Genomic DNA, 22,336 nt, shown 5'->3' with positions numbered 1-22,336 from the left:
GTGGAGACGCTGCTACCCGGTGCTAATGCGGCGACCCGGGCGACGAACGAACTGGGAATTCATGAAGCCTTCTGCATCGATTCCACCCCGGCGTCGATAACCGGACCGATGCCGGGCGACACGGCTTCGGGCTCGATCCTGACTGGGCGTAGTTCTACCAGCGCTTCCAGAATCTTCTGGCAGGCGCCATCGTCCTCGGCGACCAGCACCCGCTGCGCCCGTATTCCTTCGCTTACCAGTTCGCTTCTCACCGACTCGGTCGAAGCAACGTGCAAGGTCGCCAGTGCGTGAATGATCTTGCGGTCGGCATCGTCGACCCGGTATGCGTCTTCCGGCGGAACTTCGGCCGTGCTGATGCAAACGATCGGAACGTCGCACGAATAGGCCGCCAGGGTGGCGATCAACGTCGTCGTCGCGTCTCCCGCCACCAAGACCACATCGGGCATCGCATCGCTGAGGACCCGTTCCATGCCGTCCAAGGCGAGGGAAGTGATACCAGGCGTCCTCGTTTCCAGCTCCGCCACATCAACATTGAAATCGACGTGCAAGTCGAACATGTCCTGCACTTGCTTCGCTTCCTGTTTGGACTTCGCCGCGATACAGACTTTCGAATCGAAGCGATTGTCGTGCGACAGTTGTTGCACAATGGGAGCAATCTTGTTCGCATCGGCGGGCGCGGACATGACGCAAAGCGCTTTCACCGGCGATTGCGCTGTTTCCAACGCCACCGGAGTATTTGAGGGGAGTTTCGGATTCTCCGGAACGCCGGTTCGGCCCGCTTCCGCGTCGCTGCTCAATCGCGATCCCGGAAATCCGAGGCCGATAGCGCCGAGCTTGAACAGGGGCACCGGCCCTGCGCCACTGGAAAGCAACGCGCGCTGCCTGCGCAGGAGCTCTATTCCCTGCGGAAGCCGCAGCACATAGCCGACCATTACGGCCAGGAATGCGATTGCGCTCACCAGCTGCGGCAAGCCGCGCAGGCCGTAGCCTATCGCCGTCAACGCGCTTATTACAGCGATGATGATGAGCAGGGATGCGCGCGGCGTATAGCCCGCATCCAGCAATAGGTAATGGAGATGCTGCCGATCCGGCTTGAACGGCGAGCGACCCAAGCGCGCGCGGCGGTACATCACCGCCACCGTCTCGATTACCGGGAACGCTACGCACCACAGCACATCCACCGGCTGCAGCCGCGCGACTGTGCCATGGCTCAGGTACACCAGGCTCCAGGCCAGCAAGAATCCGATCGAGGTGCTGCCGGCATCGCCCATGAATATTTTGCGCCCGTCCGGCCAGCCCAGATTCACGCAGACGTAGGGAATCAGGGAGGCGAATAAGATCTGCAGGAGCATCAGCGCACCCAGCGAAGGGCCGGCGAAATCGCCGAAGCCGAGCATTGCCACGATGCTGATCATCGCCGCGGCCGCCGCGAGTCCGTCGATTCCATCCAGCATGTTGAAAGCGTTGATCAGCCCAATCACCGCTATGATTGTGAAGGGAATGCCCAACAACCCGAGTCTGAGCCCTTGGTTGCCCAGCAACGGCCCGATGTCGTCGATATAGATACCGGATATGGCGATCACCCATCCGACGACGCCTATTTCTACGGCCAGGCGGGAACGCACGCTCAGGTTGTGAAAGTCGTCGATAAGACCCGTGACCATAACCAGTGTGGCGCCGGTCACCAGGCTCATGACGAAATGATCGACGTAGCCCAGATAGCACAGGCCTACCAAAGTGCCCAGGAAGAAACACAGGCCGCCGATCAGCGGAACACGGCCGCTATGGCGTTTGCGCCCGTCCGGTTTGTCCACCAACCCGAGCTTGCGGGCCAAAGGCCGCATCGAGAATATGGAAAACAAAGTCACCGCAAGCGCAATGGCGCTTGCCGCCACTAATTTTTGGTCCAACATACGCTTGGCCTCGGACGTTTCTCTTAGTCTTTCTAATCCGTGCCCGTGAGCAGAACATTTTCCCTAACCGAATTCTTCTGTCCGCGAAGTGAAATTGCTCGTGCGGGAATTTTCACCTCGGTATTAAGGCACGGCGAATTTAGTGCTAAGAAGATGACGAGTGGATGAAAAATACCCATCGTCGGCAAGGCCGCCGCGCATGTTTGGTAGCGCGTGATATTTGTGATCTGTAATTGATGTTCTTGAACATCAGACCGGGGAATCAGAGGTGTTCGTGCCAGCTTCTGATTGCGGAATCGATCATTTGATAGGCGTGTTCGAACGCGGGCCGCTGCTGACGATAAGGATCTGGAATTTCCGCGTCGCCTTGCCATTTCCCCAGCAAAACCACCTTGCTGCGGGCCCAAGGGGCCAATGCGAGCAACGCGGCACGCTGCCGTTTGTCCATCGTGAAGACGACATCGGCGCTTTCGACAAGCGTCCCTTGTATCTGGCGGGCAAGGTGGGATTTCCCGCTGAGTCCATGGTCGGCAAGAACCGACTCGGCCAATGGATCGATAGGGCTGCCCGCCATGGCCGCCAAGCCTGCAGACTCGACCACGATTTTCCTGTCCTTGGCCAGCTGGTGGCGCAATACGGCCTCAGCCATAGGGCTGCGACAGATGTTGCCGACGCACACGATCAGCACGCGATCTATCATGGCCATAACCGGGTCTGGCGAAGAGGCGAACTAAGACTCATCATCTGACTGTTGATCGTGCTCAGCAAGTGATCGTGCTCAGCAACCGCCAACCGATGCGTCGCAAGAAGCCGTCACGCCAGCTTAATTTCATTCAGGCTTGAGGATGCCGGCCTCGCTCACCGCCACGCGCACGCATCGGCGTACGTGTCCGTTCCCGCCGCAATGCGTAGGCTGATCGATGACGCCCTACTGTCGCAGTTCTGCGTTCCTGTTGCCGGCCACGAAAGGCAGGTTCAACTACGGGAGCGACTAAGGGACGGAGGCGGTTAAATAAATTAACTGCCTCTGTCCCTTTAGTTCTTCCTAGAGCCGGGTCTCGGACAAACAATGTCAGGACGCAATTTCATTTTCTGCCCATACCGATGGCTCTTCCTTCGGCCAGGGACGGAGTCCTGCGCTGTATCTGTTCAAGAGTAGATACGGATGTTTCCAAGTTTCGACGACGATCTGCGACGGTTTGACAGAAGGATTGCTTCACTCGCGATCCGGTGCGAACGATCCACTCACAATACAATCTGCTGTCTGCATTTGCCTTGGTGAGTATTACATTTATGAATTCCTGATCGTTGAAGACTTGCCTCTTCTTCTCCTCGGAAAGGTCGAGAGCATTCTCGTGGCTACCTATTGCCCTTTCAATCCGGGCAAAAGCCTCTAGAACAGCACGCTTGTCAGCCGGTTTTATTTCTACATAAGTTTTACCGTCGGCAAGCTTGCGTTCAATGTCCGCTCGCTGTTCTCTAAAACGAGCCGGCGAGTACTCAACGGGATTGACACTCGCCTTATCCGGCTCGGAATCTAACGCATATGCTGACTGAGCGAGAAGAGCAACAACGCATGCAAACAATATTTGTTTTGCGGTCATGCCATAGCTCCCTTGAAGTTCTTAGATGTCATGGTTTTGTATTGCAATCAATAGTTGCGATAACCTTGGCTTGATAAAGCTAGCCCAGCCGGGAATTTCCTGATCGCAGATCACCGCTTTATCGTTGACCACGACGGCGATCCTACGCCCGATCAGCGCGATGTCCAGGGTCTGCCACTCATTTGGACCTTTTCCCGCGTCTTCGCTGGGTGCAATGAAACCGTACTTTCTGGATACGTGGCCAAAGGGGCCACCAGAAGGAAACCAAAAGGGACGGAAGTAGTTGAATGGTTCAACAGCTCCGTCCCTCTTTAGCACAGCCTATGGCCCTGATAAGAGCGTTACCGCTGGTCCAGCTCGTAGTGGATCAATACGACGCATTGCGAGGCGAACAGCATTTTCGGCCCGAGTGAGATTATTTTTGCGCCCATGCGTTCGAGACTGGGGAAGATCTTCTTTGGCATCGGGATATGGTCGGTCAGCAGGAAACAGGGGTTGCCCTGGAACGCTTGCTCACGAATCGGAGTGCCTTTCCTGTCCATCACGAATAGTTGGTGATCTTCGGCCAGCTCCTGCACTAACCGCTCGAAACTCAAGGTGCGCACCGTCACGCCCGATTCCACCGGTCGAGTCTCTTCCTTGCCCATGCCTCTCGAAGCGTCCAGCGCCTGCGCGATCTTGCCCAGCAGCGCGCGCTCGTCGAAGCCGCCGATGTCATGCATGACGTTGACTTCGAACCGAATCGTGCGGGAGAAGTCCTGGGTGCTTTCCAACACCAGATAGACCGTTACATCCGGGCGATGCGATTGGGCCACGAAGATGGCATTCATCAGCGTATGCGCCAGAATTTCGGTGTGGGCTTCTTTGCCAATGGAAGCCAACAGCTTTTGGCTGTCCGTGGGTGCCGCGCGCGCTCTCAGTACAAAGGTTCGCATGTGTTTCCTGACCGATTCGTTGCAGCGTGGAAGCGCGTAGGCCGGGGCGCCCCCGTCAATCTAGCAAGCCGGTACAACCGATCGAGAGCGCTGGGTTGATGAAGCTTACCGAGCATATGGCCCTTTGAGCCAGCCCTATGAGCCTTCAAGCTTCCATAACAGGGATGATGTAAAAGTGACCAGCACACCTTGATCCGTGCCAATTATTTTCGGGAGTAGCCGAATGATCAGCAAGAACACGATCTGCCTGTGGTACGACGGCACCGCGCTGGATGCTGCCAGGTTTTACGCCGAAACTTTCCCCGACAGCGCCGTGGGCGCTGTCCATCGCGCTCCGGGCGACTTTCCTTCAGGCAAGGAAGGCGACGTTCTCACGGTCGATTTCACGGTGCTGGGAGTGCCGTGCCTCGGTTTGAACGGCGGACCGGAATTCAAGCATAGCGAGGCGTTTTCGTTCCAGGTGGCGACCGACGACCAGGCCGAAACGGACCGTCTGTGGAACGCGATCGTCGGCAATGGCGGCCAGGAAAGCGCGTGCGGTTGGTGCAAGGACAAGTGGGGCCTTTCGTGGCAGATCACGCCGCGCGCACTGACCGACGCGATCACCGGCTCCGACCGCGCAGCCGCCAAACGCGTGTTCGACGCCATGATGACCATGCGCAAGATCGATATCGCCGCTATCGAAGCGGCACGGCGCGGCTGACGCTCTGAGTTGGTCCAAAAGAAGTGCGCAGGCCGGGTCGGCCCTATCGACCCAGCCTGTCTGGACAACCGATCAAGGGCGTCGGGTTGATGAAGTCGACCCCGCCTACTGCCCTATTTCTTCGCTGCGTCCTTGGCGGCTGCGGCCTCTTCTTCCTCCCTGGCTTTTAAGTACCTCGCATAAGCTTTGGCTTCGGCCGCCTGGACCGTGATCTGCACGTTTATTTCGTCGCCCACTTGCGGCACGTACTTGCCCAGGTTGAAGCTGGAGCGCTTGAGCGTTGTCTTCGCATCGAAGCCGATCGAAGGCAGATCGCTCCTGGGATTGGCGCCAATCTTGTTGAAGGTGACGTCAAGGAAGACCGGCTGAGTCACGCCATGCAGGCTGAGCTGGCCAGTGACCTTGAGTCGGTTCGGGGCATCGCCCTTCTCCACCCGGGTGCTGGTGAACGTCGCGTTCGGGAACCTGGCCGTTTCGAAGAAATCCTCCGACCGAAGATGGTCATCGAGCGCAGGCACGCCGGTATGCACGTTGGCCAGCGAGAGAGTGACCTTGACCGACGCTCGGGTCGGGTCGGCCGGGTCGTATTCCAGCGTACCCTCGCCCTGGCTGAATTGCGCGGTCGGATTCGCGAAGCCCAGGTGGTCCCAGCGGAACACCCCCTGCGTGTAGTTGGGTTCGAACGTGTAGGTGGTAGCGGAAAGCGAGGCGGATGCCAGAGCAAGCGCGGCGGCGAGAACAATGCGGTATGTCATCATGAGTCCTTGATCGAGGTGGAATCGAGAGTGCGAGCGGCAGAGACTCTCTCAATCCGAGACCCCGGAAGTCCTGAAACAACCCTGAAACACCTTGAAAACTCCTGAAAAGACACGCTATTGGCCGGGGCGAGATTGAACGGATCACCTGCACCATCGCTCCGCATCGGCAACTGGCGCGTCGAGCCGGCCCTGGGCCAGATATCGCGGGAGGGGGAAAGCATCCGGGTGGAAGCGCGAACTATGCGGTTGTTGTTGTGCCTTGCCGAGCGCGCCGGGCAAGTCGTCAGCATCGATGAGCTGCTGGACCATGTCTGGTCGGGCGTGATCGTCACGCCGGATTCCGTTTACCAGGCGGTCGCATCGCTCCGCCGCATGCTTGGCGACGACCCCAGGCAGCCCACCTATATCGCGACCGTGCCACGGCTCGGCTATCGACTGATCGCAGCGGTCGACGCGCAAGCGGACAGCGCGGTCGCGGCGGTGCCGGAAGCGATCGTCGAAGACCTTGGCCTGCCGCACCTCCGCGCGCCGAAGGCCGGTCCGCGCGCAAGGTCACCCCTGCTGACGGCTATCGGCATCTCACTGCTCATCGTCGCCGGCATTGTTTCCTACCAGCTCGTCGGCCGCCCGCCCGCGGCCCAGGCGACGGCCGCATCGGCACGCGCGGCGACCGATCCCAAATCCATCGCGGTGCTGCCGTTCCTCGACCTGACCGATGCGATGAACGAGGAACCCTTCGCGGACGGCATGACCGAGGAACTGATCGGCAAGCTGAGCAAGGTCCCGGGCCTGCGGGTGCCGGCACCCACCGCTTCCTTCTATTTCAAGGGCAAGCAAACCGCGGTCGCCGATATCGCCAGGTCTCTCGGCGTGGCCTACATTCTGGATGGCAGCGTGCGAAAGTCAGGTGCCGCGTTGCGCGTTTCGGCGCGACTTGTACGCGCCGACAACGGCTTCGTGGTCTGGTCCGAAAACTATGATCGGCCCCTGGACGATAAGTTGATGGTGCAGGACGAGATCGCCAGCGAAGTCACGAAGGCGTTGAAAGCCTCCATCGACTGAAGCGGGATGTTGTCGCCCCTCGTCAGGCCATAAACCTGCGGCCCTATGCTGACTCACCGGTACGGTCCTGGACCGCTCCAGACCAGTTCCCCACGCCGGTAGACTTTTTGCATGTCGATAACGTCGCGTGCGTCGCCGATGGCCTTCATTTCCGGAGAGGCCGGGTCGACCAGACGACAGGGACCCGAGTCGCGCCTCAGCGCGGTTTCCAGCGGGCAGGCCATGTACTGCCGTGAACCCGGTAACGGCAGGAAGATCTCCGTCATTCCCTGGTCGCGCCAGGCGCGCAGCTTGATTTCGTTGCGCAGGTCGTAATAGACCTGATAGCCGCCCACTTCCAGGCTGGTGTCCGCACCGGAACCGTTGCCGCCGCGGCCGCGGTCGATGGAAGGGCTTCTGGCCAGCCCCGCGTTCTCCGGAGCGGTGTCTTCCTGCAGCATGCCTGGTGGTTGTCCCCAGACATGCGTGCGACGCTGCGGCGTTGGGGGCGGGGACGTGGCGGGCGCTTGGGCCTGCTCGGCCTCGTCCGGCGCGTCAGACGGCAGCGGATCGTCGGCACGTATGACCGGGGTGGACTGGACGCGTGATTTCGGGCGGGACTTCCTGGCGGATTTGCTCGCTGGCGGCTTGTTGACCGGCGGCGCGAGCGTGGGTTGCGGGGTCGTGGCGCCGATGAAGTCCACGGCCATCCTGCTGCCGCCGGCCGCAGCGCCCTCCGGCGGCGCGACAGTTATCGGCGGGGTCAACATCATCAGAATCAGGAACAGCAGATGCAGCAACGCGCTCAGGAGCACGGCGGTCCAGTGCTGCAAGCGTTCGATCCGGTCTTCGGCCCGGGAATCCGCTGGGCTCGGCGCTTTGCTCATGCCGCCGGAGGTGCGGCGGGGGTGGGGAACTTCATGCGGAATCTACGGCGTGCGAACGGTGGGGTGCGGCATCGTAACGCGTCAGGGGTTGGAGCGAGTCATCCCCGTTTTGCCTAGCGACAGGCATGCGGCGGGTTCTCAAACGCAAAGCGAATCATCTGCTTCGCGGGTTCCGCCTTACGCAGGCTTCGCTGGCTGGGGCACCGACCTATTCAAACGGCCGCGCCATCGCCTGCAACAGGTTGTGCTGCTCGTCGTCGCCGGTGAGCTCCCACATGAAAACCCCGCGCAAGCCGCGATCCTTGGCCAGATTGGCGCGGATGCCGATCGATCGGGGATCTTCATAGCTGACGAAGATGCGTTCCTCGGGGTGGTACAACCACGGCGTCTGCGCGATCGGGTGCCAATGTTGTTGCCACTGCGGGTCGCCTAGCAATTTGTTTTTGATGGCTCGCCAATCGCCGACTTCGAACGGTGCGCTGTAAGGTTGGTACAGGCCATGATTGGCATCGGTCGACACACGGAATCCGCGGCCGTAGAACGGCACGCCGAGCACCAGTTTGTGCGCCGGTACCCCACGCTTGCGGTAATAGTCGACTCCGCCCTCGACGCTGTTCCAGCGCCGCAGCTCCGGACTCAGCGGATCGTCCGGGACTTCGCGCAGCGGGGCATTGAAGGTGGACATCGTGGAGAACGTGGTGCCCATGTCGTAAGTCATCAGGTTGATGAAATCGAGCGTACTGGCCAGCGGTCCGAGTTCGAAGCTGCGCGCGGGATCGTATGCGCCAGCCGATTGCATGCGCCCCGCCGGCAGCGCCGCGGTGAGCTCGAACGCCTGTCCGCGCTGCTTGCCAAGCGCATCGAGCCGGCGGCGGAACTCCTGCGCCAGCAAGGTCATGTTGCGCCGGTCCTGGGCGCGCGCGGCGATGTGCTTCGGCCCGCCGTAGACCGGGAATTCCCAGTCGATATCGACTCCGTCGAAGCTTCCGCGATGCGTCTGGAAGAACAGCGCGAGGCAGGACGCGACGAAACGCTTGCGGCTGGCCGCCGTGAATGCGGCATCGGAGAACCCACCCGCCTCCCAACCGCCGATCGAGATCAGTATGCGCAAGTGGGGATGGCTGCGCTTGAGTTGCGCCAGCTCCGCGAAATGTGCGTCGGCTTCCGCGCCGATGACGCAGCGTCCCTCCTCGATGCGGGCGAAGGCGTAGAACAGATGCGTGAGCCTGTCGGCCGGGATCTGCGCGATCGGATAGCGCGCAGCCGAGCCGCTCGGGTAATAGGCGCCGATGACCTTCGTGGTGGACGTGTCAGCGGCATGGGCGAGAGTGAAGACAACGCTCGCGGCCAGGGTGAGAAGGACGATCAGGGTTCGTCGAAACACGTGTTCTTCCTCAGTGGTGCTTAGAGCTAATAGTTGCGATGCTTGTCGGTTGGTGATGGGTAGACCAGCCTCGCTGTTGAAAACCGCTTCGCTCAACCCATCCTACGGAACCTGTTTACGTCTTGGGCGCAAGGCGAACAAGGTGCCCCTTATTGCGAACCACGCTAATGGCATGAGTGCTCGACTAGCGCTTTGTGGGTCCCCAACTAGCATCACCTCCTGCGGGTCCGCGACAAAAATAAGCAATGCGTCACAAATCGCCATTCAGGGTCAGCCCTCGCGGGGTTTGGCCCTGTCTCGCGCAGGTCCCGCTTACGCCACGCGCCGGCCTTCCGCGCCCTCGTTGGCTTGGCATGAATATTGCGGATACCTGGCACCCTCACATGAAGCGGCGCGTCATGGAATTGATCGGCACTTACAACTATGGACTGGTCGCGATTTCCTACCTGGTGGCTTCACTGGCCTCCTTCGTCGCCCTGGACATGGCCGGCCGCATCACCGCCAGCCAGGGCAGCACATCGCGCTGGTGGCTGCACGCCGGCGGTACCGCCATGGGCGTCGGTATCTGGTCCATGCACTTCATCGGCATGCTCGCCTTCAAGCTGCCGATCCCACAGGGCTACGACCTGGCGATCACGCTCTACTCGCTGATCATCGCCGTGGCCGCCTCCACCTACGCGCTGTGGCTGGTGTCGCAGCCAACGCTGCCGCACCTGCGCCTGTTGGGCGGTGCGCTGATGCTGGGCGCCGGCATCGCTGCGATGCACTACACCGGCATGGCGGCCATGCGCATGCAGCCGGGCATCGACTACGACCCCTTGTGGTTCACCTTGTCCATCGTCGTCGCCATGGTCACCGCCGGCGCGGCGCTGTGGATCGCCCATCACCTGCGCAGCGAACGCAGGCGCATCCGCCGTATCCGCCTACTGGCTGCGCTGGTCATGGGCCTGGCCGTGGTCGGCATGCACTACACCGGCATGGCCGCCGCCCGCTTCCCCATGGGCAGCATCTGCGGCGCGGCACTGAGCCACGGCGTCTCCTCGCAATGGTTGGCCAGCCTGGTCGGAATCAGCAGCTTCGCCATCCTGGGCGTGGCCATCGTGGTCTCGCTTCTGGACCGGCGCATGCAGGAGCGCACCACCGGGCTGTCCCACTCGTTGCAGCAAGCCAACGAGAAACTGACCTACCTCGCCTTGCACGACTCGCTTACCGGCCTGCCCAACCGCCTGCTGCTGGAGGACCGGCTAGTTCAGGCCGTGGAAAAGGCCCAGCGTTCGCTCTCGCGTTTCGCCCTTCTGTTCATGGACCTGGATGGATTCAAGACCATCAACGACGCCTACGGGCATCCGGTCGGCGATCGCCTGCTCGCGCAGGTGGCCACCGGCATCCGTGACGTGCTCCGCCCCCAGGACACCATCGCTCGTCTGGGCGGCGACGAATTCGTGCTGCTGATGGAGGTAAGCGGGCCTGAGGACGCGGCCATGGTGGCGGACAAGCTGCTGCAGCAGGCCCGTGTACCGCTGGATCTTGGGCACGGTCTGGTCCAGATCACCGCCAGCATCGGCATCGCGATGTTCCCCGATGACGGCGCCAATGCGCGCGAACTGATGGCGCACGCGGACGCAGCGATGTACCACGTCAAGGACCAGGGCCGTAACGGCTATGGTTTCTTCGAGGCCTCGATGAATCTGGGCGCGCATGAGCACCTGGCCCTGGTCCAGGACTTGCGCATGGCCCTATCCCGGAATGAGCTGATGCTACATTTCCAGCCGCAATTGAAGGCGCCGGACGGCCCGCTACTGGGCGTGGAGGCGCTGCTGCGCTGGCAGCATCCCCGCCGCGGTCTGGTCATGCCGGACGAATTCATCCCGCTGGCCGAGCGCAATGGCCTGATCATCGAGATCGGCAATTGGGTGCTCGACGAGGCCTGTCGCCAGCTGGCCCAGTGGCACGGTGAAGGACACGAGGTACCGAGTGTGGCGGTGAACCTGTCGGCCACGCAGTTCCGCTACGCAGGCCTGCCGGACCGGGTGCGCAACACCTTACGGCGACATGGTCTCGCTCCCGAGGCACTAACCCTGGAAGTCACCGAGTCCACCGCCATGCACGACCCGGAAAACAGCCTGCTGATCCTGCAGGAACTGGCCGACATCGGCGTGCACATCTCCATCGACGATTTCGGCACTGGCTATTCCAGCCTGATGTATCTGAAGAAGCTGCCGGCCAGCGAGTTGAAGATCGATAGCGGCTTTATCAAGGACTTGTCGAAAGGCAGCGATGACGAGGCCATCGTCGCCGCGATCATCGCCTTGGGCAAGACGCTCAATCTGAACATCATCGCCGAAGGCGTGGAAACTCCGCAGCAACAGGAGTTGTTGACCCAGCTGGGCTGCACTTCCCTGCAAGGCTACCACCTGGGTCGGCCGGTCGACGCCAAACAGCTGGCGTTCGGCTGGACGCCAACAACCGCACGGTGATTTCGCCGATCTAAGCGATGACGGTGCCGGGTTCGCGCCGGACAAATAGGGGTCTGAATACATTTAAAAAAATACTCTGATCCTGTTTCAGCCGAAGATATGGCAACACGGGCGCGGACCAGAGATGAGGAATGCGCGAGCCATGCAGTGAAGAATGGCGAACCAAGTTGCTTAGCTTCACGGGCGCCTAGCACCTTATGTTAGGCGTCACTGAGTGCGGTTTTCGCAGAGCGCCTTCAGTTTTTCCAGTGCCTTCGGCCAGGCTTCCGGCATGCTTTCGAACTCGTCCGTCATGTCTTGGTCGACGCTGAGCCTCGTTCCCTGCGGCGTGGCGGTGAAGGTGAAGTTCTCGTAGGCTGGCGCCCAAGCAAGGATCGCTTCGCTGCTCATGTCTTCAACTCCGTCGTCGGCGATGTAGCCGAGATGTCGGATCGAGAGGAACTCGTTCGGTCTGTTCTCGGCGATCTCCGAGATCACTCCATGCCCCTCCGGAGTCAAGAAGCGAATTCGTTGGCCCTTCTGCCACGAGCCTTCGAAGTACAAGCCGTCGCCGAAGGCCGACGTCCACTGCCTGTAGCTCTCGGGTCCGATCAACATTTGGTAGACCTTGGATGCCGACGCGGCAATGTCTACCGTCCACTGAAGTCGCTTGAGTGCTGGCATAAGTTGCTCCACTGCGTTGCCGAGGAAGTCCCTCTTGACTACGACGATTGAGCTCCTAGGAATTCGACAATGGCAAGGGGGGGTATGAACCCGGCATGGGCGCAAAGACGGTACTGACTGACGCCTAACGACCCGAGCTCAGTGACCCAGCACACGGGACGCAACGATTGCAACCAGGACGCTCCCGCCGGTTCGCTGTAGCGCATGGTTAGGCCAATGGTCAGTCACAAAAACCATACAATCCGCTCTCTTGAGTGATCGCCGTCTGACAAATCTCGTGTAGCTGTCGAAAGGTCGCCTGCATCTGTGGCCTGCCAACAAATGCGGGCATGACCTGCTGTAGCTCCTGGCTCAAACTCAAAAGGTCCGCTCCCTCGTAGCTGACATCCGAATAGAAGTCAGCCATACGCCCCAACAGCGGCAATCGGCGCAACTCATCAGTGCGGTGAAAGAGCTGAGTGTGCACCTGCTCAGGCAATGACAGCGCTGGAGGAACACTTCCAGCCAAATCTCCAATGAAAAAGGCGAGTGCCATGAGTGTGCGAGTTGGGCTAACGCCTGAATTAAGCCGACCCGCGAAGCGGGTTCGGCTTGAATGAATTGTTAGGCCGCATACTGGCTAGCGACCAGAGGGAATTGTGGCCATAGCAGCGCAGAAAATGCCCGCCGCTGCCATTGATGCAATGTAGTTGAGCGGCGTCGCCTCCATGCCCTTCCAAAGTTGCAGTGTTGCAATAAACATTGCCACGACAATAGACCCCCATGAAAACGAGAACAACAGCGTTTTACCTCCGGCTCGTGTGAATAACCGCAACCCGCGCTTTAACCGAACGGCAGAGGAGGCAAGAGGCGCTGAGAAGAAAGCCAGCGCGAACAACGACGCAACAACGACGGCCAATAGCTTCGCGGTGCCGAGCCAGAGATAAAGGATAAGACAGGCGATGCCCAACAATGCAACAAGCATCAGGAATTGCAGCAGGAGGCGAAACGTCTCCGTGAGTAGGGTCTTGGTGGAAACGCTGCGCTCTTGCATTTGCGGCCTGACGTCTGAAATAAGCCGACCCGCGAAGCGGCTTCGGCTTGAATGAATTGTTAGACCTGCAACCGGGACCGCAGACCAGTCACTTCAGCTTGCCAGTCGCTGAAATCTTCGGTGTCTTCCCACAATTCTCGAAGCTCGGATTCTGGGCCCAGGATCCGGTCAATTGCTTGCTGAGCGTCAAAGACAAGCTTAGCGTCAGGCGACGGCTTTACCCGAGCAATCCACTCTAGGAGTTCAGTCTCGTTTTGAGCATCCGCTGTGGGACGACCGAGTGCAGCAGCTACAACCTCAATCGCAGCCAATGCGTCAGTTGCGTCCGGTGAATCCAAATAGCCATCTGCAACTAAGACCCGGCCGATCGTCTCTCGGACAAGCGAAAGGTCGCTTCTCTCCGAGAGATCGGCCAGCCAATCCGCGGCACTGTCATTGCCAAAAGAACCAATTGCCCAACAACCCATGAATTTGCTCCTGCAGGTCTAACTACGATTAGACCCCAAAGTGGGGTGTAGTGCGGATTGTGGGTAGGCATGGGAAGCCCGTCAATTGGACTTTGCCTATACGGCACAAGGGGATTACGGCGATATCCCGGGTCGGAAGTGCAATGCGATATTGCGGGTTTTTGCCGGCACAGAGACCGTCTAATGCTCAACGCTGAAGAGGTCGCAGTTCGATGGAGTTCGGCGCAGATTGCAGGTGACCACTACAGGTGCGGCTGAATCCAAGGCCAAAGCGGCCATTCGTTAGAGTCCTTCCATTCATCCGAAATGCTCGATCAACAATTCGGTGAGCACCCGAATCTTCCGCGCAGGGTGATGGCCCGGAGGCCGGATTACATATAGGCCGGCTTCCGGAGGCGGATAACGCGTCATCACCGGTACCAAGGCGCCGGAAGCCACATGGTCCGCAATGAGAAAATCCGGAAGCGCCGCGATCCCCAGACCCGCTACGGCTGCAGCGGCAAGGGCGGTGCCGTTGTCTGCCTTGAACCGCCCCTGCGGATGCACGCTGATCATCTTGTCGCCGTCCATGAAACGCCAACTCTCCGTGCCTTGCATAAGTGCTTGGTGCGCAAGCAGTTCGTCTGGCGTCTCGGGAGCCCCGTGCTCCCGGAGATAGGCCGGGCTCGCGACGAGCTTTCCGCACATACGGGCAACGCGACGCGCGATCAGGTTTGAATCGCTGAGATAGCCAAGCCGGACCGCGCAGTCGAAGCCCTCGCCGACGATGTCGACGAAGCGATCGCTGTAATACGCATGCACCTGCAGACGCGGATGTCTGCGTGCCAACTCGGCGAACACCGGTGCCAAATGGGTGGGCCCGAACGTCAGCGGTGCTCCAATCCGCAGGAGGCCCTGCAGGTCGCCAGCGGGCAGGATTGTCTCTCGCGCCAGATCCATCTCGGCGCAGACCCGTGCGGCATGTTCGCGGAACGCGGCACCTGCCTCGGTGAGGGCCGCACCCCGTGTCGTTCGCGCAAGCAACTGGATTCCCAGCTCGTCTTCCAGCCGGACCAACCGTCGACTGACGATAGATTTCGAAACACCGAGCCGGCGGGCAGCCGGCGATACACCGCCTGCGTCAGCTACTTCGACGAATGTCTGCAAGTCTTCAATATCCATTGGCGTTCCACTTTATGCGACACAGCATGTCTGAATTCGGGGCTAGCTTACCTCGAACAGGAACGCCACAGTTTGCAGCAAGGACGCCGCTGGGGCGTCTACCAACGTAAGGAATCCGTCATGAGTCACGCCAACGGTGTCTGGACCTCGGAAGAGGTCGCTCTGGTCCTGATCGACTATCAAAAGGAAATGTTCGAGAACGTGAAGTCCGAGACCACCCCGGACCAGATCGATTTGAACGTCCGGCTGCTGATCAAGGCGGCCAAGGCTTTCAATATTCCTGTGGTGCTGAGCACCGTCGGGGTCGAGATGGGAGTGAACGGTCCAACGCGGGCCTCAATCCAGGACGAGCTGCCTGGCCTTGCGGTGATCGACCGGACTTCGATGGATGCGTGGGAAGACGCAGCATTCCGTGCTGCCGTTGCGCAGACCGGGAAGAAGCGGTTGATCTTCGGCGCCCTGTATACGGAGATCTGCCTGGCATTCCCCGTGGTCGACGCGATGCGCGACGGCTACGAAGCCATGTTTGTCGTCGATGCCGTCGGTGGGATGTCACAGCTCGCGCACCGGACCGCGATCGAACGCCTGACCGCGGCGGGTGCGGTTCCGAACACGTCTCTGGCTTTGGTCACCGAACTCTTCCGCGACTGGAAGTCGCCTGTTGCCGACAAGGCCCGTGACCTCTTGAAGTGGTACATGCCCGAGGCGCAGAAGCTCGCCGCCAAGCGATAAGAGTCGCCGATAGCCATCACTCGCGCCGAAGGCCTAGCGCTCCACCGCAAGTTGCGGTGGAAGCGCTGCCTGATGCGGTGAGCGAGCAACCAAGCAACCCATTCAAAAAGGTCCATGACATGAATAAGAAATCCATGACGGCTTCGGCTGCTTCAAGCCGAACGACCAAGTTGGTCTCCTGGGGGCTGCGGATTCTTGCCGCCGCCGCCTTCCTAGCCGCCGGCGGCGCCAAACTCGCCGGCGTACCGATGATGGTCGAGATCTTCGACCATATCGGTATCGGCCAATGGTTCCGGGTGGTGACGGGCCTGGTTGAGGTAGTCAGCGCCATTGCCCTGCTGGTTCCGGCGACCGCTGCGTTCGGTGGTCTGCTGCTTGCCGTCACTATGGTCTTTGGGGTTCTGACTCATCTCTTCGTCATCGGCGGCAGTCCCGTGCCGGCCATCGTGCTGCTGCTGATCACTGCGACGGTCGCCTGGTTGCACCGCGCCAGCTTCGCAGCGCCGCTGAGCCGTTTCGGCCGAACCTGAGACCTGGAGCAACGCAGATGACCTCTCCTTCCACCCGCAATCAGTCACTGACCTCTCAATCGCCGACGTCGCGGCGCATCGTCCATCGCACGCGCGGCCACGGCTCGGCCGGTCCCATCACACGACTGATGAGCCCGTCCGACCTGGGGCAGATGCTGAAGCCTTTCGTATTTCTCGATCTCTTCGATGCCAACGAGGCCAACATCCACGCCATGGGCGACATGCCGCTCCATCCTCATTCGGGCATCGCCACCGTGACCGTCTTCACCGAGGGCGGCATGCGCTACGACGATTCGGCGATCGGATCCGGAACGATCGGTTATGGCGGTGTCGAATGGATGCGCGCTGGACGCGGTATCTGGCACGGCAAGGAAATGTCGGCGGACGACGTTCCGCGTATTCAGGGCTTCCAGCTTTGGCTCGCGCTACCCGCTGATCTGGAAAACAGCGAACCGGTGAGCCGCTATGTCGAAGCCAAGGACATGCGGCGCGCCGGACCTGCTCATGTCATTGTCGGAGACTATGAGGGCGTACAAAGTCCGGTCCCGGCCCCGGGCGGCATCAACTATTTGTTGGTCAACCTGCGGGCCCGCGAGCGCTGGACCTACCATCCGCCCGCCGGTCACACCGTTGCCTGGCTAGCGCTGGCGAAAGGATCGCTCAGCGCAAGCTCCCGCATCGAGACCGGGGAAATGGCGATCTTCGAGCAAGGAGAAGCATCCATTGCACTTGAGGCCCTCAGCGATGAGGGCGCGGTCTTCGTTCTAGGATCAGCGGTACCGCATCCCTATCCTTTGCACCTTGGCCACTACTCGGTTCATACCTCGGCGCAGGCACTCGCGGCTGGCGAGTTGCGCATCGCTGAGCTCGGCCAGAAGTTGAAAGAAGCGGGAGATCGACGTACTGCTTCCGGGACGATTCCGGTATTCCGCTAATGGCCTTTCGTCGTAATCCGCAAAGCCTTCGGGGAATTGCACCGATGCAATGTCATTAAAACAGTTTTAACCCGCCTTACGCGCGTTACGATCTTACGAGCTTTCCGATGCCGCGAAGCGGCTTCGGCCCGAATGACTATTAGGCTTCATCCCGATACGGGTGACGCAGGAGCACCTCTGAATAATTGTCCTTCTTTCTACGAGCCCACTCAGGACACACATTTTCCAGCAGTTTGATGTGCGTAGCGAATCTGTGACGCCTGGGATCCTTTCGAGATAATCGAAACAAGAATGATGGCCTGAGTTTGTAAGTGATGCTTTCTATTACGTCATCAATCATCCAGTAAAGCAGTTCGTCACTGCTGCTTGCTACTCGTCAATGGAGTTCACAACCACGCTCAGTAACTACATAGTTCAAGTTTCCGTCGACGACTTCGACGTGGGCGTCCCCGTTATTGGTGGGGCTGGTTTGAATCTTTGTATGAAACACGGACGTTGGGGTGTGGGGCAAAAGCTTGCTCAGTAGGAGTTCATACTGTTCTTGAAGGAGGCTAAGAATATCTGCCATGGTGCCTATCGCCTGACACAGCCGAGCCGCGAAACGGTTTTGGCTTGAATGAATTGTTAGTCCCGCCCCTAACCATGCTTGCTAAGCACGGCGTCCGTCAGGCCGATAAACAGCACTACGAGAAATAGGGTTGCTCCAAGGTAGAGCAACCTTTTAGCACGAGAATGCGCGAGCGCAGCCTCCGGTGAAAGCGTGGTTCCGCCGAGTTGACCACCCTTTACCTTATTGAGAATCCCATAAACATCAGCGAGATTGTTGTCGCCCGCTCCAAGTAGTTCCGGGTGGTCTCGCCGCATGACTTTTCCGAAGCCAGATAGCTCAAAGAAGTACATTGGATAAACCACAACCATTGAGGCCAAGGAAACCAGGAAGAGAATATTGAAGAAGATGAGCATGATTGGTTGTGGGGCCTAATGCCTGAATTAAGCCGACCCGCCAAGCGGGTTCGGCTTGAATGAATTGTTAGGCGCCACGCGGCACCAATGGAACAAGAAATGCATGTATTGCGGCCATGGACACGAAACCAGTCAAGAGTGAAAGAGCCGGAAACAACCAGCCATGCGGCGCCAGGAGCCCTGCAAGAATAATGCTGAAAATAAATGGAGTAACAGCAAGTATGGCTTTTGCTGGTACGGAAATTTTCTTGCCACAGGACTGACAGATTACTGACCGTGCCGGCCCTAGAAATGATTTCTTAAGCTGGGAAAGTGCAGGCTTTTGACAGTGCGGGCAATTAGTCATGCTTGTTGTGGCGCCGAACTGCGATTAGCCCCCAAAGCGGGGTGTAGCGTGGATTGTGGGTGTGGTCTGGGAGGCCCGTCAATTAGGCTTTGTCTAGCCTTACGCGCGTTGCCGTCATTGTCTTTCATCGAGCCCGGAGACCAGAGCCTCTCGAATCCAACGTAGCCCGCTATGCCCGTGACTACGTTCGTGCCAGACCATGGCCACGGCGAACCCTTCCACAGGGAACGGACATTCGAACCGCTCGATGTTCCGCCGTCGCTCGTGAACCAGCCGCTCCGGAACGAGCGCCACGAAATTCGACCGAGCCACCAGTTCTGGAACAAGCATGAACGAAGCCGCCGACACAACGACATTGCGCCGATGCCCAAGGGCGGCCAGAACGTCGTCCACCGGGGTCTCGAAGGTGCCGCCGCTAAGGGAAACCACGACATGATCGAGCTGCACAAGCTGCTCTACCGACATGCCCTTTCGTAGCTGCGGGTGATCGCGCCGGCCAATAAGCACGTAACGTTCGTCGAACAGATGTCTCGTTCTCAAACTTGGGGGCGCCACCTGAGGCGTCATGAGCGCCAGGTCGACCTCGCCTCGCGCCATCTGTGCTTCCAACTCGCGCAGATCGAGGTACCGAACCGCGATACGAACCTTGGGTGCCCGCTGGCGCAGCGTCTTGATAAAGGGCATGACCACCGCAGCCTGCAAGTAATCCGTGCACGCGACTGAGAACGTCAGCTCGGCCGTCGCCGGGTCGAAATTCCGATGTGTCACCAAGGTGGCGCGGACTTGATCAAGTGCTTGTCGAAGCGGGTCGATCAGCTCGATCGCCTTTGCCGTAGGCGTCATTCCCCGTTGTGCCGGAATGAGTAGGGGGTCGTCGAATACCTGTCTCAGACGCGCCAACTGAGAACTAACAGCGGGCTGACTCAGGTGCAAGCGGTACGCAGCCTTGGTCACGCTCCGCTCCACCAGCAGCGTCTCCAGCGTGATGAGCAGATTGAGGTCCAGACGTCTGGTATCCATAAATTGGATTGTAGCGACAAAATATATTGATTTGGCAGATACCAAGAGGCGGCGGAATATATCGGCCTTAGTACATCCCGAGGTGGGATTGACCTTCACTTCAGAGATTCGCCATGACGCAAATCGCTTCTTCCAAACCCTTGATTACCGTCGTCGGTGCCGCGAGCAAGCAAGGCCGCAGCGTGGCGGAGTCACTGCTCGATAGCGGACGCTACCGGGTGCGCGCATTAACGCGGCGACACGACAGCGAGGCGGCGCAAAGTTTGGCGCGCAAAGGCGCCGAGGTTGTGATTGCCCCTCTTCAGCCCGGAATGCAGGCAGAGCTAACCGTCGCCATGCAGGGCTCGGCGGGAGCGTTCCTGATGACCCCGCCCATCGTGCGGGTGCCGCCTGCCGACATTGAGTTCACGATAGGACGGGAAATGGCCGATGCGGCGGTGGCAGCTGGCGTCGAACAGGTTGTCTTCAGCGGGCTTGAGAACGTGGAAGCCCGGACAGACGGCACGAAATGGGCGCCGCATTTCACCGACAAAGCGAGGATAGAAGACCACATCCGCAGCCTGCCTATCCGCAGTTCGTTCGTCTACCTCGCCTTCTTCTACACGAACTTCCTCGAATACTACGTTCCGCAACGCGGAAGCGATGGCCTCACGTTTCCCATCTATCTGCCACCCGACGTGCCCATGCCATTCTGCGACCCGCTCACCGCCGCCGGTCCTGCGGTACGCGAGATTTTCGATCATCCGGAAAAGTACGCGAGCAAGACGTTGCCGGTAATCGGCGAGATCCTGACGGCACGGGAAATGGTGGATACGTTTGTGCGGGTCACTGGTCAGCCGGCCCGCTACGCATCCGCGTACTCACGCGAAGAACTCCTGCATCATTTCCCCGGCTTCGCCGCCGATGAACCTCTGGTGCGCGAACTGATAGGAATGGTGGAATACGCCGTTGAGTATGGCTACTACGCACGCGAACGCGACTTGACGTGGAGTCGTGACATCGACGCTGGCGCGTTGACCTGGGACGCGTTTCTGAGGCGCACGGACTGGAAAGGCGATCTGCGAGCGTTCGCGTCTTGATGAGGCCGTGGTCGGGTATCCACTAGCCGGCGTCAACCGGATAGCGGGTAGCCCGGGCAGGGCCAAAGAGCCTGCCCCGTACTTGATACGGGGCCGCACCGGGGGACGTGGAGTTTCCGTGTGAAGTGTCGCTTACCCGGGCTACGCTGGCTGATCGGATGCGCGGACATCGATGCCAGTACGGATTCAACGGACCGGCCGTGAAAGTGGTAGCGTGGCAGCAGAAAAGCTGCAAGCGGTCATCCGGGGATGCCACGATGAAACCGTTCTTCCTGAGTCCGACGACGCTACTGCTCTACCTGCTGATCAGCACGGTGATGTTGCGATCGGACGATATGCGCGCGGCGCAAGCGTCCGCCGTCGGTGCACTTGCCGCACCTCATGCGCAGCACGTTGCGACTGCAGCCGACACGCCGCGTCTGCATCTCGCCCGGACAGACGGCACGGTCGCCTCGCCGACGGCAACGGCGCCGTGGCCGCAGACCGATCCGTTCGCGCCGGTGTACATCGTGACTTCACGCGACACCTTTCAGGGTATACGCGGCCTGGCCCGTGCTGCGGTCGCGCGGCGCGACAGCACCGGCATGCCGTTGGTGATTGCCGAAACCAGGGCCGATCGCCTCGGCGAGATCGGCCGCTACGTGCATGTCAGAGAGCGCCGCTGTGGCGGCTTTTTCGCGTTCCCCAGTCGCGTGCAGGCCGAGGCTTTCGTGAGCGCGGATCGCTCGCGGCAGGCGATGACCAAATCGCTGCTCGCCAGCTACACGCTCGACAATCAGGACACCGTGAACCACTGGATGCCGCAGGTGCAGGAACAACGCCTCTACGACACCATCAATCACCTCTCGAGCTATCGCAACCGCTACTACGCCAGCAGTTTCGGCAAGACGTCGGCCGAATGGATCCGCACCCACTGGCAATCGCTCGCCACCGGCCGCAGTGATATCACCACCGAACTGTTCACCGCCTGCGCGAACTGCTCCACCCAGCCTTCGGTGATCCTCACCATCACGGGCTGGGACCTGCCCAACGAAGTCGTGGTGTTGGGCGCGCACCTGGATTCGATCAACGCCAACAACCGCACCGACCTCAACCAGCTTGCGCCGGGCGCCGACGACGACGCGTCGGGCATCGCCACCCTCACCGAAACGCTGCGCATCGCCCTATCCGAAGGCTGGCGGCCGCGGCGCACGGTGAAGTTCATGGGCTATGCCGCAGAGGAAGTCGGCCTGCGCGGGTCCAACGCCATCGCGCAGTCCTTCCGCACCAGCGGCGTCAACGTCGTCGGCGTACTGCAGCTGGACATGACCAATTACAAATCCGGCGCGGTACCGGATATGAATCTGATCGCCGATTACTCCAACGCCGATCTGAAGAACTTCTCCATCACCCTGTTCGATACCTACCTGGCGCCAATGGGTCTCACGCGCGGCAGCGTAACTTGCGGTTACGCCTGCTCCGATCACGCCTCCTGGACGAACGCCGGCTATCCCGCCGCGATGATGTTCGAGGCTGGCGACCCTAACGGTGACTTCCCCTACATCCACACCACCAGCGACACACTGGCGACGATGGGCGAATCCGCGCAGCACAGCGTCAAATTCGCACAGTTCGCACTGGCCTACCTCGCCGAAACCGCCAAGACCGCGCGCGTCAGAGTCACCGGCGGCCCGGCGCCGGTTTTTCGAGTGGGTGGGTAGAGGTA

23 protein-coding genes and 1 pseudogene are annotated in these 22,336 nt (G+C 60.1%); 8 read left to right on the top strand and 16 right to left on the bottom strand.

The window, feature by feature from the left end:
- Positions 1 to 59: 59 nt before the first annotated feature.
- The 5 genes from AC1DTQ_RS17365 to trmY form a co-directional block, all read right to left on the bottom strand.
- Positions 60 to 1,835 carry a UDP-N-acetylglucosamine 2-epimerase gene (locus AC1DTQ_RS17365; protein ID WP_477851192.1) on the bottom strand — a complete coding sequence of 592 codons (1,776 nt, stop codon included), beginning with the start codon at positions 1,833 to 1,835 and terminating at the stop codon, positions 60 to 62.
- 340 nt (positions 1,836 to 2,175) lie between these two features.
- The gene (locus AC1DTQ_RS17360) at positions 2,176 to 2,619 is read right to left on the bottom strand and encodes a low molecular weight protein-tyrosine-phosphatase (protein ID WP_477851190.1); all 444 of its coding nucleotides are present in this window, start codon (positions 2,617 to 2,619) and stop codon (positions 2,176 to 2,178) included.
- A gap of 379 nt (positions 2,620 to 2,998) precedes the next feature.
- The gene (locus tag AC1DTQ_RS17355) at positions 2,999 to 3,517 is read right to left on the bottom strand and encodes a hypothetical protein (RefSeq protein ID WP_477851188.1); all 519 of its coding nucleotides are present in this window, start codon (positions 3,515 to 3,517) and stop codon (positions 2,999 to 3,001) included.
- Positions 3,518 to 3,538: 21 nt separating this feature from the next.
- The gene (locus tag AC1DTQ_RS17350) at positions 3,539 to 3,835 is read right to left on the bottom strand and encodes a 3-keto-alpha-glucoside-1,2-lyase-like domain-containing protein (protein ID WP_477851186.1); all 297 of its coding nucleotides are present in this window, start codon (positions 3,833 to 3,835) and stop codon (positions 3,539 to 3,541) included.
- A 23-nt stretch (positions 3,836 to 3,858) separates the two neighbouring features.
- Positions 3,859 to 4,452 (bottom strand): tRNA (pseudouridine(54)-N(1))-methyltransferase TrmY, encoded by a 594-nt coding sequence (gene trmY / locus AC1DTQ_RS17345; protein ID WP_477851184.1) that lies wholly within the window; start codon positions 4,450 to 4,452, stop codon positions 3,859 to 3,861.
- 223 nt (positions 4,453 to 4,675) lie between these two features.
- On the opposite strand from trmY, the gene AC1DTQ_RS17340 reads away from it, so the two are divergent.
- Entirely contained in the window at positions 4,676 to 5,155 is a 480-nt protein-coding gene (locus AC1DTQ_RS17340) for a VOC family protein (RefSeq protein WP_477851182.1), read from the top strand.
- A 113-nt stretch (positions 5,156 to 5,268) separates the two neighbouring features.
- Here AC1DTQ_RS17340 and AC1DTQ_RS17335 read toward each other — a convergent pair whose 3' ends face one another.
- Positions 5,269 to 5,910: a YceI family protein gene (locus tag AC1DTQ_RS17335; RefSeq protein WP_477851180.1), complete on the bottom strand. Its 642-nt coding sequence runs from the start codon at positions 5,908 to 5,910 to the stop codon at positions 5,269 to 5,271.
- Positions 5,911 to 6,045: 135 nt separating this feature from the next.
- Here AC1DTQ_RS17335 and AC1DTQ_RS17330 point away from each other — a divergent pair, with 135 nt between their 5' ends.
- On the top strand, positions 6,046 to 6,975 hold the full coding sequence (locus tag AC1DTQ_RS17330) for a winged helix-turn-helix domain-containing protein (RefSeq protein WP_477851179.1): 930 nt from the start codon (positions 6,046 to 6,048) through the stop codon (positions 6,973 to 6,975).
- Positions 6,976 to 7,028: 53 nt separating this feature from the next.
- Here the strand turns inward: AC1DTQ_RS17330 and AC1DTQ_RS17325 are convergent, their stop codons facing one another.
- The gene (locus tag AC1DTQ_RS17325; RefSeq protein ID WP_477851177.1) at positions 7,029 to 7,841 is read right to left on the bottom strand and encodes a type II toxin-antitoxin system RelE/ParE family toxin; all 813 of its coding nucleotides are present in this window, start codon (positions 7,839 to 7,841) and stop codon (positions 7,029 to 7,031) included.
- 208 nt (positions 7,842 to 8,049) lie between these two features.
- Entirely contained in the window at positions 8,050 to 9,225 is a 1,176-nt protein-coding gene (locus AC1DTQ_RS17320) for a glycoside hydrolase family 18 protein (RefSeq protein ID WP_477851175.1), read from the bottom strand.
- Between the two features lie 404 nt (positions 9,226 to 9,629).
- Here AC1DTQ_RS17320 and AC1DTQ_RS17315 point away from each other — a divergent pair, with 404 nt between their 5' ends.
- The gene (locus AC1DTQ_RS17315; protein ID WP_477851242.1) at positions 9,630 to 11,702 is read left to right on the top strand and encodes a putative bifunctional diguanylate cyclase/phosphodiesterase; all 2,073 of its coding nucleotides are present in this window, start codon (positions 9,630 to 9,632) and stop codon (positions 11,700 to 11,702) included.
- Between the two features lie 207 nt (positions 11,703 to 11,909).
- On the opposite strand, the gene AC1DTQ_RS17310 is transcribed toward AC1DTQ_RS17315, so the two are convergent.
- The 5 genes from AC1DTQ_RS17310 to AC1DTQ_RS17290 form a co-directional block, all read right to left on the bottom strand.
- Positions 11,910 to 12,365, bottom strand: a complete 456-nt coding sequence (locus tag AC1DTQ_RS17310) for an SRPBCC family protein (RefSeq protein WP_477851173.1) — start codon at positions 12,363 to 12,365, stop codon at positions 11,910 to 11,912.
- Between the two features lie 220 nt (positions 12,366 to 12,585).
- Positions 12,586 to 12,900 (bottom strand): hypothetical protein, encoded by a 315-nt coding sequence (locus tag AC1DTQ_RS17305; protein WP_477851171.1) that lies wholly within the window; start codon positions 12,898 to 12,900, stop codon positions 12,586 to 12,588.
- An 84-nt stretch (positions 12,901 to 12,984) separates the two neighbouring features.
- The gene (locus tag AC1DTQ_RS17300) at positions 12,985 to 13,398 is read right to left on the bottom strand and encodes a hypothetical protein (protein WP_477851169.1); all 414 of its coding nucleotides are present in this window, start codon (positions 13,396 to 13,398) and stop codon (positions 12,985 to 12,987) included.
- Positions 13,399 to 13,457: 59 nt separating this feature from the next.
- Positions 13,458 to 13,865: a DUF4259 domain-containing protein gene (locus tag AC1DTQ_RS17295; RefSeq protein WP_477851167.1), complete on the bottom strand. Its 408-nt coding sequence runs from the start codon at positions 13,863 to 13,865 to the stop codon at positions 13,458 to 13,460.
- Between the two features lie 297 nt (positions 13,866 to 14,162).
- Positions 14,163 to 15,026, bottom strand: coding sequence for a LysR family transcriptional regulator (locus AC1DTQ_RS17290; RefSeq protein WP_477851166.1), 864 nt, complete (start codon positions 15,024 to 15,026; stop codon positions 14,163 to 14,165).
- 120 nt (positions 15,027 to 15,146) lie between these two features.
- Here AC1DTQ_RS17290 and AC1DTQ_RS17285 point away from each other — a divergent pair, with 120 nt between their 5' ends.
- From AC1DTQ_RS17285 to AC1DTQ_RS17275, 3 genes are all read left to right on the top strand, one after another.
- Positions 15,147 to 15,758 carry an isochorismatase family protein gene (locus AC1DTQ_RS17285; RefSeq protein ID WP_477851164.1) on the top strand — a complete coding sequence of 204 codons (612 nt, stop codon included), beginning with the start codon at positions 15,147 to 15,149 and terminating at the stop codon, positions 15,756 to 15,758.
- A gap of 119 nt (positions 15,759 to 15,877) precedes the next feature.
- On the top strand, positions 15,878 to 16,288 hold the full coding sequence (locus AC1DTQ_RS17280; RefSeq protein ID WP_477851162.1) for a DoxX family protein: 411 nt from the start codon (positions 15,878 to 15,880) through the stop codon (positions 16,286 to 16,288).
- Positions 16,289 to 16,305: 17 nt separating this feature from the next.
- Positions 16,306 to 17,223: a pirin family protein gene (locus tag AC1DTQ_RS17275; RefSeq protein ID WP_477851160.1), complete on the top strand. Its 918-nt coding sequence runs from the start codon at positions 16,306 to 16,308 to the stop codon at positions 17,221 to 17,223.
- Between the two features lie 139 nt (positions 17,224 to 17,362).
- Here AC1DTQ_RS17275 and AC1DTQ_RS17270 read toward each other — a convergent pair.
- From AC1DTQ_RS17270 to AC1DTQ_RS17260, 3 genes and pseudogenes are all read right to left on the bottom strand, one after another.
- Positions 17,363 to 17,587: pseudogene (locus AC1DTQ_RS17270) on the bottom strand (Imm63 family immunity protein); the annotation flags it as partial.
- 272 nt (positions 17,588 to 17,859) lie between these two features.
- A complete protein-coding gene (locus AC1DTQ_RS17265; RefSeq protein ID WP_477851159.1) occupies positions 17,860 to 18,186 on the bottom strand; it encodes a hypothetical protein in 327 nt (108 codons plus the stop codon).
- A gap of 460 nt (positions 18,187 to 18,646) precedes the next feature.
- The gene (locus AC1DTQ_RS17260; RefSeq protein ID WP_477851158.1) at positions 18,647 to 19,552 is read right to left on the bottom strand and encodes a LysR family transcriptional regulator; all 906 of its coding nucleotides are present in this window, start codon (positions 19,550 to 19,552) and stop codon (positions 18,647 to 18,649) included.
- Positions 19,553 to 19,665: 113 nt separating this feature from the next.
- Here AC1DTQ_RS17260 and AC1DTQ_RS17255 point away from each other — a divergent pair, with 113 nt between their 5' ends.
- Entirely contained in the window at positions 19,666 to 20,631 is a 966-nt protein-coding gene (locus AC1DTQ_RS17255; protein ID WP_477851156.1) for an NmrA/HSCARG family protein, read from the top strand.
- 257 nt (positions 20,632 to 20,888) lie between these two features.
- A complete protein-coding gene (locus tag AC1DTQ_RS17250; RefSeq protein WP_477851154.1) occupies positions 20,889 to 22,331 on the top strand; it encodes a M20/M25/M40 family metallo-hydrolase in 1,443 nt (480 codons plus the stop codon).
- The last annotated feature ends 5 nt before the right edge of the window (positions 22,332 to 22,336 follow it).

Source organism: Pseudoxanthomonas sp. P4_B2, assembly GCF_056402315.1.
This window is presented reverse-complemented; position numbering and strand designations above follow the sequence as displayed.